Annotated in this window: 11 protein-coding genes; 1 reads left to right on the forward strand and 10 read right to left on the reverse strand. The window is 60.6% G+C overall.

Annotated elements, in window-relative coordinates; genetic code table 11:
* Window position 1 precedes the first annotated feature (1 nt).
* Window positions 2–1,138 carry a photosynthetic reaction center cytochrome PufC gene (gene pufC, locus ACO07N_RS27165; protein ID WP_420333161.1) on the forward strand — a complete coding sequence of 379 codons (1,137 nt, stop codon included), beginning with the start codon at window positions 2–4 and terminating at the stop codon, window positions 1,136–1,138.
* Window positions 1,139–1,291: 153 nt separating this feature from the next.
* Here the strand turns inward: pufC and idi are convergent, their stop codons facing one another.
* Genes idi through bchM form a run of 10 tightly spaced genes read right to left on the reverse strand, consistent with a single transcriptional unit; the run spans window position 1,292 to window position 9,528 of the window.
* Window positions 1,292–1,819 (reverse strand): isopentenyl-diphosphate Delta-isomerase, encoded by a 528-nt coding sequence (gene idi, locus ACO07N_RS27170; RefSeq protein ID WP_421983992.1) that lies wholly within the window; start codon window positions 1,817–1,819, stop codon window positions 1,292–1,294.
* Between the two features lie 25 nt (window positions 1,820–1,844).
* Window positions 1,845–3,062, reverse strand: a complete 1,218-nt coding sequence (gene hemA, locus ACO07N_RS27175) for a 5-aminolevulinate synthase (protein WP_421983993.1) — start codon at window positions 3,060–3,062, stop codon at window positions 1,845–1,847.
* A 32-nt stretch (window positions 3,063–3,094) separates the two neighbouring features.
* Window positions 3,095–3,952, reverse strand: a complete 858-nt coding sequence (gene puhE / locus ACO07N_RS27180; RefSeq protein ID WP_421983994.1) for a putative photosynthetic complex assembly protein PuhE — start codon at window positions 3,950–3,952, stop codon at window positions 3,095–3,097.
* 10 nt (window positions 3,953–3,962) lie between these two features.
* Window positions 3,963–5,012: a magnesium-protoporphyrin IX monomethyl ester (oxidative) cyclase gene (acsF, locus tag ACO07N_RS27185; RefSeq protein WP_421984497.1), complete on the reverse strand. Its 1,050-nt coding sequence runs from the start codon at window positions 5,010–5,012 to the stop codon at window positions 3,963–3,965.
* Between the two features lie 56 nt (window positions 5,013–5,068).
* Window positions 5,069–5,374, reverse strand: coding sequence for a hypothetical protein (locus tag ACO07N_RS27190; protein WP_421983995.1), 306 nt, complete (start codon window positions 5,372–5,374; stop codon window positions 5,069–5,071).
* The gene (gene puhC, locus ACO07N_RS27195; RefSeq protein WP_421983996.1) at window positions 5,371–5,865 is read right to left on the reverse strand and encodes a photosynthetic complex assembly protein PuhC; all 495 of its coding nucleotides are present in this window, start codon (window positions 5,863–5,865) and stop codon (window positions 5,371–5,373) included. The genes ACO07N_RS27190 and puhC overlap by 4 nt, the downstream gene beginning before the upstream one ends.
* 9 nt (window positions 5,866–5,874) lie before the next feature.
* Window positions 5,875–6,555, reverse strand: coding sequence for a photosynthetic complex putative assembly protein PuhB (gene puhB, locus ACO07N_RS27200; protein WP_421983997.1), 681 nt, complete (start codon window positions 6,553–6,555; stop codon window positions 5,875–5,877).
* A complete protein-coding gene (puhA, locus tag ACO07N_RS27205) occupies window positions 6,552–7,337 on the reverse strand; it encodes a photosynthetic reaction center subunit H (RefSeq protein ID WP_421983998.1) in 786 nt (261 codons plus the stop codon). The genes puhB and puhA overlap by 4 nt, the downstream gene beginning before the upstream one ends.
* Window positions 7,338–7,372: 35 nt before the next feature.
* Window positions 7,373–8,812 (reverse strand): BCD family MFS transporter, encoded by a 1,440-nt coding sequence (locus tag ACO07N_RS27210; protein ID WP_421983999.1) that lies wholly within the window; start codon window positions 8,810–8,812, stop codon window positions 7,373–7,375.
* A complete protein-coding gene (gene bchM / locus ACO07N_RS27215; protein ID WP_421984000.1) occupies window positions 8,809–9,528 on the reverse strand; it encodes a magnesium protoporphyrin IX methyltransferase in 720 nt (239 codons plus the stop codon). The genes ACO07N_RS27210 and bchM overlap by 4 nt, the downstream gene beginning before the upstream one ends.
* Between the last annotated feature and the right edge of the window lie 6 nt (window positions 9,529–9,534).

A 9,534-nucleotide genomic window follows, 5' to 3' on the forward strand; every position in this document is an offset into this window, starting at 1 on the left:
AATGCAACTTTGGATACCATTTGCAGCATCCGCCGGAACGCTCCTTGCCATCGCCAGCTTTGTCGGCGCGGATTGGGACGCTCCGCCGGTTGAATCGGTCCAGATCGGTTACCGAGGCACCGGCATGTACCTGGAAAAGGACATTGAAAAGGAAAAGGCGCTCATGGCGGCGAACGTCGTCCCCGAGGCTCCCTGGGAGGCTGATCCTGAAGGAGACCGCGCGAGCGAGCTTTACGAGAACGTCCAGGTCCTGGGGGATCTTTCCGATGATCAGTTCAACCAGTTCATGGCTGCGATCACGGAATGGATCTCACCCGAGGAAGGCTGCGAATACTGCCACAATGCAGAGAACTTCGCTTCGGACGAGGTCTACACGAAAGTTGTCGCCCGGCGCATGATCCAGATGAACCAGACCATCAATGTGGACTGGGGCGATCATGTCGGCGATGTCGGCGTGACCTGCTATACCTGCCATCGCGGTCAGCACATACCGGCAAACTACTGGTACGACGATCAGGAGCCGAAACCGGCGAGCGCCATGAGCCGCCACGGCGGTGTCGGCAAATTCGTCGGCAACACCTCCATGCCGCAAAACGCGCTCATGGACTATCTGCTCGAAGACAAGTCGATCCGCGTGCATTCGCTGACCGCCCTGCCCGATCCGGACAGTCCGAACCCGGCCGGCACAAAGGAAACCGAGAGTACCTGGGCCCTGATGATGCACATGTCCGAAGGGCTCGGGGTCAACTGCGTGACCTGCCACAACTCGCGTGCCTTCAATGACTGGGATCAGAGCCCGCCCCAGCGCGTCACAGCCTGGCACGGGATCAACATGACCCGGGCCTTGAACGTCGACTACATGGTCGGGCTGACACCTGTCTTCCCGGAGAACCGGCTGGGGCCGGAGGGCGACGTTCTCAAGATCGGCTGCTCGACCTGCCACAACGGTGTTCAAAAACCGCTCTACGGCCAGTCGATGCTGCAGGACTATGTCGACGCGCTCGACAAGAAGGGACCGACCGACGTACCTGATTTCTCCACATATGTTCCGGGGGAAACCCAGGTCATGGGTGCGGGAACGCCGGCAAGTTCATCCGCGCTGCCTCTCCAAACCACAGTCGCGGATGCAGGAAACTAACCCCGCGCCGGCGGGACCGTTACTTGAAAGGGAGCCACTCCGGCTCCCTTTCTTTTTCGCCTTCAGTGTGAACCGGTTTTGGCGCAATGGCAAATGGCAGCGGCAGAACACCGGCCTGCCGCTTCTCTGCGTCCGTGATGAAAACAAGTGACGTTACGCGCTGAATTTCAGGTCCGGAAAACGTTCCAGATAGATGCGGAACCAGGGCGTGAAGGCGTCCGGGGTCTCGGCGACTTCGGCATGCAACGTCTTCGCATCAACCCAACGAACGTCATCGACCTCTTCGGGATTGGGTTTAAGGTCGAGCCTCGTCCGGTCGATTTCTGCGGTGAACAGCGTCACACGCTCATGCTCGCTCAGGCCGTTGCCAACGCTGGCTTCATATTCGACCGTCTGGTGCCGCGTCAGGGACAGCGAAAACCCGAGTTCCTCCTGCAGCCTGCGTTCCGCGCAGGCCTCGACGGTCTCGTCCCAGTAGGGATGGCTGCAACAGGTGTTGGCCCACTGCCCGCCGCAGTGATATTTCATCGCCGCACGCTTCTGAATGAGAAGCAGGTCCCCGTCAAAGACAAACACCGAGACAGCCAGATGCAGCAGGCCCTGGACATGCGCGGCCATTTTTTCGACCGGAAACAGCGAGCCGTCATCGGCGACCGCCGGAATGATTATGTGCCTGTTCATCTAATCCAGAATCCACCTTCAGGTTTCAGGCAACCGCACGCGCCAGGGCACATTGCGACCAGAGCGAACACAACGCCTCGGAGAGCTGCCGGATATCGGCATCGCTGTGAAGGGGTGTCGGCGTGATCCGAAGCCGCTCGGTTCCCACGGGAACCGTCGGATAGTTGATCGGCTGCACGTATATGCCGAAGCTGCTCAAAAGAACATCGGAAATCCATTTGCATTTGGAGGCGTTTCCGACGAGCACCGGAACAATGTGACTGGGATTGTCCATGTGCGGAATGCCCCGTGCATCAAGCGCCGCGCGAACCTTGGCGACAACGGCCTGGTGCGCTTCCCGTTCCCTGGTGCTCTCTTTCAGGTACCGGATCGACGCGGTCGCGCCGGCAGCAAGCGCCGGCGGCAGTGCGGTGGTGAAAATGAAGCCGGACGCAAAGGAGCGCACGAAATCAATCAGGACGGCCGGTCCGGTGATGTAGCCGCCCATCACTCCGAAGGCCTTGCCCAATGTGCCTTCGATGACCGTCAAACGGTCCATGAGGCCTTCGCGCTCGGCAACCCCGCCCCCGCGCGCACCATACATGCCGACGGCATGGACCTCGTCGAGATAGGTGATGGCCCCGAACGCATCCGCGACATCACAAATCGCCTCGATCGGCGCGATATCCCCGTCCATGGAGTATACGCTTTCGAAGGCGACGAGTTTGGGCGCATCTGGGTCATCCGCCGCCATCAGCTCCCGCAGATGATCCGGGTCATTGTGCCGGAACAGGCGTTTCTGGCACCGCGAGTGGCGAATGCCCTCGATCATCGAGGCATGGTTGAGCGCATCCGAATAAACGATGATCCCGGGGATCTTTGCCAGCAGCGTTCCGAGCGCCGCCCAGTTCGAAACATAGCCGGACGTAAAGATCAGCGCGGCTTCCTTGGCATGCAGGTCAGCGAGCTCGTGCTCCAGCAGAACGTGATAGTGGTTGGTCCCTGAGATATTGCGTGTTCCACCGGCTCCGGCACCGCATTTTTGGATGATCTCGGTCATGCGCTCCGTGACCACCGGGTTCTGCCCCATGCCGAGATAGTCGTTGGAACACCAGACTGTCACGTCCCGTGTCGCCCCGTCCTCGTCGTAGAAGGTTGCCCTCGGGAAAGCAGAGCAATGCCGCTCCAGTTCTGCAAAGACCCGGTAATTTCCGGCAGAATGCAATTCGGAAAGGGCGGTCTCCATGTGCTCAAAAATGTTCATCACTCTCTCCTCTCCCTGAGAAAACGTTCCGGTCATTGCGCGTCGGAGCGGCCCTTGGCCGCCACATGCACGGATGACAGGTTTGACTGTGTTGCATTTGTTGAAACGGCGTCGGCCGGGACCGCCTTTGGCACCGCCCAGCGCCAGAGCGCCGTGTCGGAAACGGGCAAAACCAGCACAAGATGCTCGAAGATTGCCAGCGCCATAAACGTTGCGAGCAGAATATGGCCGACAATTGAATAGTCGAGATTGGCCTGCGCGGCGCCCACCACCAGAGTGGCGAACAGACCTGTGGCGATGGCCAGGAGGACCGGAAACAACCGTGTCGTCCGACCCGTGTTGAAATAGCTGCGCAAGTGCAGGATCGCCGGCGGCATCAAGCCGCTGACCGCATGGCGCGCGCCCAGAAAGATCAGAACCTTTGACGAGATGCGCATGCCCCACAAAAGGCCGAAAGTGGCAAGCCCGAACAGGTTATCTCCGCCTGACAGCGTCGCCCACAGGAAGACGCCCGTCACGAGGATGGCGATTTCGTGGTCGCAGACCGCTTTCCAGGCCGCCTTGAAACGGTTAAAGCCCGTCAGGCCTGGCGGACATTCCTCCTTCCGGCGGCCGGTGACCATGCCGGTCAGGAACGTGGTTTCGTGCCAGGCCCAGACAAGCAGGGCACCGAAAAAGCCCGCATAAGATCCAAGCGGTGTCAGGCTGCGGCTGCCAAAGAGCATGAGCAGAAACCCGGCAACGCCGAAAACGGTGACCATCGGCAGCAGCTGCCAGGGCTCGAGCTTCCGTTTTGCCGACCAGTGGACCATCGCCAGCACGAGCCCGGTCGACAGCCACCAGACGCCGATGGCTACCAGAATTGCCGTGACCGGGTTCGCAAGGTTCATCGCGGTTTCCTTACCAGACGGGCTGCAGCCGGGACGTTTCCGGCAGGTCGTTCTGTTTCGCCGGTATCATGTACATGCGCAGGAAATTCAGCCCGGCCGCCGCGCCCCACCAGGCCTTCCCGGCAGCACCGGTCAACCCGCCCCTTTCGGTGGCGGCCTGCATTTTCCGGTTGATGCGTTCCATCCGCCGGAACCCTTCGACCAGCGACGGATTGTCGAGATCCAGCACAAGCGGAAAACACTGCCGCGAGATTTCCGATGTCAGGCGGAAGACCTTCATGTCGTAGTCGTCGATATCCACGCCCAGCGCTTCGTGAAAGGCCGGTCTCATGTGATCGCGCACATACATGGTCGCAAACACCGCAAGCAGGAAGAATTTGATCCAGAGCTTGTTCCGGCCTTCAAGCAGCCGCCTGTCCGAACGGATGATCAGCGAAAACGCCTCTCCGTGGGAAAACTCGTCGTTGCACCACTGCTTGAACCACTTGAAGATCGGGTGGAAGCGCTTGTCGGGATGCTGCTCCAGATGCCGGTAGATGGTGATGTAACGCGCATAGCCGATCTTTTCGGAAAGGTATGTCGCGTAATAGATGAATTTCGGCTTGAAGTAGGTGTACTTCTTCGCCTTGGCGAGAAAGCCCATGTTCACGCCGATGCCGAAATCCTTCAGCGCATCATTGATGAAACCCGCGTGACGGGATTCATCCCGGCTCATGTAGCCGAACAGTTCGCAGATCTCCTTGTTCTTTCCGCGGCGCTTCATCTCCTTGTAGAGAACGCAGCCTGAAAACTCCGATGTCAGCGATGAGACGAGGAAGTCGATCAGCTCCTCGCGAAGCTCAGCCGGAAGAGCATCGATGTTGATATCCTCCCACTCCTCGTTCCGCTTGAAATGACCCCGGTTCGGGTCGCTGCGCATCTGGGAAATAAGCGCATCCCACTCCTCACGCACCGGCTCGACGTTGATCTTGTCCATCTCGTCAAAGTCGGTTGTGTAGAAACGCGGTGTCAGCATGGTGGACACCATGGCGCTGCGTGTCGTGTCGTTCTGGGCAGCCATGCGTTTTTCAAGCGTCGGTTCGTTGGCGGCCAGCTCCTTCGGCGATACGGTCTTGTTCATGACAATGCCCTTTCTGTGAAGCTGAATTCGCACAATTCCATGAATTCGAAATCGCCCGTGGCACGGGTCCAGGCGCGCTCAAGCGCACCGGCACGCCGGATGGTCGCCTTGCGTCGGAAGCTCTCGCTTTCGCCGTAGGGGATCGAGATCGGAGCGCCATGCACGAACACTTCGTCTCCCGGGTGCACGACAACACCGTTGTCAAAGCGGACATGCGCACCTAGCTGATCAAACGTGTTGTTGATCTCAACGGTGCAGTCGACGTTCTCCTTCCATCTCAAGAATGCAAATATCGGTTTCATTGGCTTGCTCCTCTCCTTTGACCAAGCAGCACCTCGAAGGCTGCGGCATTGTCCTTGCCGAAGGCCTCCAGGTAGATACGTTCGCCAGTTGCCGTGTCCGACAGACTGACGGTTCCCGCCTCCCATTTGATGATCCGGTAGGGAGCGGTTTCCGAGACCTTGGCGACCATGCGCATGCGCTCGAACGCCCGCAGCGAGCCGCGCACGAAGCCACCCCTGTCTTTTTCATAGGCAGCGATCAGCGCACCGTTGCGTGCGTCCTTGACCATCACGCTGTCGTCGGCGGAACGCGTAATCGTCACGTCGCGGATTGCGACGGGTGACCCGGCGCGATGCTTGATGACGCCGATACCGGTTGTCTGGCCGAACACGATGGCTCCTGCCGCGAAGACCAGCAGCGCAACAGCACCCAGCAGAACGCCCTTGGGAAACGTGTTGGTGCGTTTGCCTTTGCGTTCACTGAAATAACCAAGCTGCGAGACCGATCCCATTTCCGCCTCCTACTCCGCCGCTTCCACTGCCGCCGGTCCGGCATGCGTCCCCTTGGCGGGGCCGGCCTGTGTCAGCCGCGCGTGTCCTGAATGCACGGAGGCATGCTGACTGAGGGCCAGCGCCAGAACATCCGAGGCTTTCTTCGCGTCCGTCAGGCAGATCAGGCTGGGTTCGACGTTGGCAAACCGCCAGCCGCGCACATGCGGCCATTGGACCAGCCAGGACAGGCGGTGCCCGGGTAACAGCTGGATCGCCACATTGCCCGCGCCTTTGCCCTGGTCAGCCAGAGCGAGCGCGCCAATCTGCTTGAACGGCAGATTGAGCGTGATCGAAAACGCCACACCGAACCGGAGCACAACCCGGCTTGATGTGATCGTGTAAAGCGTCGTCTTGTGAACTCCCCAGGCAAACAGTTCCAGCATGCCGATCACGATGGCTGCCAGCGCAGTGAGCACCGCAACGGAAAACACGATGCCGGCAAGAGGCCTGCCATCGTACAGCCCGCCGACGACGGCCCAGATCGCAAGCACAAGAAAATACCCTGCAATCCAGCGGTTCTTGAGAACGTGCCTTGCCACAAGGCGCGCGGACGGGCGGCCCTGCCAGAGCATTTGTTCGCCTTCCGGAAGGGTCCCCGGCAAACCCGGCACGGGCTCAAGTTCATGTTCCCGGGTGACAAACTGTTTCACAGGAACGCCTCCTGACGGTCACGCAGCGCATAGAGAAGGCCCGCACCGAAATAGGCTGCGATCTTGTCCTCCTCGAGCAGCGTCACCGTTTCGTCCTTGGCCCGTGCAGGAACATCCGCGAACTGTCCGGACGTGATCGCATGGACGTAAAGATGAGGCGCCCTTCCCCGGGCATTGCCGCCCTTTATCACGACGAAATTGTTCGGCAACAGCGTGCTGGCCGACCCGCCCTCAACCTCGATTTCGTAGTAGCGGATCAGATGTTCCGCGCGGTCGACCCAGACATCCCTGACCGTTCCGGCAGCCTTGCCGTCGCAGCCGATGACCGTGAGCCCGATCGGATTGGTCTCGCCTTCTGCGATATCGAAGCCTTCCGCCGTGCGCATCGGCACGATCCGGGCATCGCCATGGGCGGTCAGATCGGGCGTATCGGAGCGTTCGGCCCATGATCCGGGGCCAACACCGGCTAGAAGCGGATTGCCTTCCGGCACGAGCGGGTAACCCGGTCCTTTCGCCGTTCGCTTGGCGTTGAGGGGGCGTTCATCCCGCTTCAGATCCGGGACTTTCTTGACGCCCTGTCCGTGCGGCAGAACGAAGGTCTTCTTGTCCGGCACGAACAGCCAGGGGTCCTTGCTGTACTTGCCGGTGAGATCGTCTTCCAGCGGATAGCCTTCACGACGGTCTTCCTGGCGGATGTACCAGATCAAGCCTGCAAAGAAGATCCAGAACGCATAGAGCACCACTTGCGCGACATCCAGGCTGCCGCCGAGGGAACCGGTCATGTCAATTCCTCCATTCAGTTCTCGGCCGTGCGGGGTCACCCCGGCAGTTCGGCCAGTCCAAATCGCGTGTCACTTTCCTCGGTTTGCCTGTAGCGAAGGCCAGTCAGAGGCCCAAGAACCGCCAGGCAAAGAAACAGAAGTCCGATTTCAAGGTGATAGACAAAGAGATATCCGGTACCGGCGCTGTTCATCGCCGGACCGAGAACGCCTTCGAAGGCAAGCGCATTTACGACGTTCTTGATAACCCCGCCCAGAAGCAGACTGACGCCGATGGCGGTTGCCTGAACCGCGCTCCAGGCCCCGACAAGGACGCCGCTGTCGGATGTCTTGCAGATTCCCATTGCCGCCAGCATCGTGCAAACGGCAAACAGGCCACCGCCGAGCCCGACCCCCGCCGCGCCTGCGAAGAACAGCGCGTCCACGCCAAGCGGCGCAGCGAGAATGATGGCTGAAAACGCGGCTATTCCGATGAGCAGCCCGCGCGCTGCCACGCGGTACATGTGCGCGCCATGGTTCAGGCTGTAGGCGGCCCAGGCAAAACCGGCCATGGTTCCGGCAGCCCAGAGGCCTGTCAGCAGCGTCGTCTGCGCAACGCTCATTCCGAGGATTTCGCCGCCATATGGTTCAAGCAGGATGTCCTGCATGGAGAAGGCAGCGGATCCGAGCGCCACGGCCAGCAACAGCCGCATGGTACCGGGGTGTGCGCGATAGTCCGAGAGAGCTTCGAAGAACCCGGCCAGCTTCCTGTCGGACGCGGTCCGGCTCGGGTCCCGTGCTTCCTGCTTCCAGATCGCGATGACATTGAGCACAAGGGTCAACAGGGCCGTCCCCTGGATCACCTGAATCAGCTGCTTGTGCGAGAAATCGACCAGGAAAATGCTGTAGAAGACCGAGGCCAAGATCATTCCGACAAGCAGCATGACATAGAGCAGCGCGACGACCCGGGGCCGTTTCGCGGACGGCACGATATCCGTTGCGAGTGCCAGACCCGCTGTTTGTGCGGTGTGGAGCCCGAACCCGGTCAGAAGGAACGCCAACGCTGCACCGGCTGGTCCGGCCCAGCCGGGACCGACGGTCTGCGTGTGCAGGAGCAGCAGCACAAAAGGCATGATGGCGAGACCGCCGAACTGCAGCAGGCTACCGAACCAGATATAGGGGACGCGCCGCCAGCCGAGCACCGACTTGTAGGTGTCGGACCGGTATCCGATCAAAAGGCGCAGCGGGGCTGCGAGCACGGGTATCGCGACCACGGCGGAGACAAGCGCAACCGAAACGCCGAGTTCGACGATCAGAACCCGGTTCAAAGTACCGGTCAAAAGAACAAGCACACAGCCCGCCGATACCTGGAACAGGGCGAGCCGCAGCAAACGGGAAAGGGGCACGTCTTCCGAGGCTGCATCCGCAAACGGCATGAAGCGCGTTCCGGCCTTTTGCCAGAGCGCGATCATCTTCCTGTTTGCGGCGTTCAGCATCATGACCGGACCACCTCCATCGCTTGAGAGGTGTAGAACCCGACGGAGATCCGATGTGTGCGGCCTGCGTACCAGCCGGTCATATGCGGTTGCTGGACGAACTGGTGCACGAGCCGTTCGGGATGAGTCGGATAAATGGCAGGCGCCCGGTCTCCCCTCGGAAAGGCCTTGCCAACCATCAGCATGGCCCGCAGCAGATGGGAGCTTGGCGCGAGGGTGAACAGCAGACTGCGCCGGGTGCGCATCGCCAGGCTTTCCAGGACCCGCTTGGCATCTTCCGGCGCGTAATGGATCAGGACATCCATGGCGACCACGGCATCGAAAGTGCCGAGAGTCAGGTCAAGCATGTCGCCGCTTCTGAATTCGACCGAGCCCGCCTGCGGCAAGCTGTCGGCAGCGCGCTGGTCCGCCACCCGTTGCCGCGCATAGGAAATCATGCGGGCGGACAGGTCGATGCCAACCACATCCGCCCCGCGGGCCATGAGCTCGAGCGACAGCACCCCGGACCCGCATCCGGCATCCAGAATGCGCCAGCCGGTCAAGTCCTGCGGCAGCCAACAGGCGAGCGTGTTGCGCATGTCTTCCCGGCCCTGCCGCACGGTTGCACGAATGCCGCTAACAGGTTGATCGCCCGTCAGCTTTTTCCAGGCATCCAGCGCGGTGCGATCAAAATAGTGTTCGATCTCACCGATCCGCTGCAGGTAGTTGGCCCGTGTCATCGTCGT

The sequence above is a fragment of the Roseibium sp. genome, assembly GCF_965229775.1.
Classification (GTDB): Bacteria; Pseudomonadota; Alphaproteobacteria; order Rhizobiales; family Stappiaceae; genus Roseibium.

Coding starts and splice junctions, on each gene's coding strand:
- ACO07N_RS27190 (WP_421983995.1), bottom strand. CDS start 5,374: ATGAAACCGATATTTGCATTCTTGAGATGGAAGGAGAACGTCGACTGC.
- puhC (WP_421983996.1), bottom strand. CDS start 5,865: ATGGGATCGGTCTCGCAGCTTGGTTATTTCAGTGAACGCAAAGGCAAA.
- ACO07N_RS27210 (WP_421983999.1), bottom strand. CDS start 8,812: ATGATGCTGAACGCCGCAAACAGGAAGATGATCGCGCTCTGGCAAAAG.
- acsF (WP_421984497.1), bottom strand. CDS start 5,012: ATGGCTGCCCAGAACGACACGACACGCAGCGCCATGGTGTCCACCATG.
- puhA (WP_421983998.1), bottom strand. CDS start 7,337: ATGACCGGTTCCCTCGGCGGCAGCCTGGATGTCGCGCAAGTGGTGCTC.
- puhE (WP_421983994.1), bottom strand. CDS start 3,952: ATGAACCTTGCGAACCCGGTCACGGCAATTCTGGTAGCCATCGGCGTC.
- bchM (WP_421984000.1), bottom strand. CDS start 9,528: ATGACACGGGCCAACTACCTGCAGCGGATCGGTGAGATCGAACACTAT.
- hemA (WP_421983993.1), bottom strand. CDS start 3,062: ATGAACATTTTTGAGCACATGGAGACCGCCCTTTCCGAATTGCATTCT.
- pufC (WP_420333161.1), top strand. CDS start 2: ATGCAACTTTGGATACCATTTGCAGCATCCGCCGGAACGCTCCTTGCC.
- idi (WP_421983992.1), bottom strand. CDS start 1,819: ATGAACAGGCACATAATCATTCCGGCGGTCGCCGATGACGGCTCGCTG.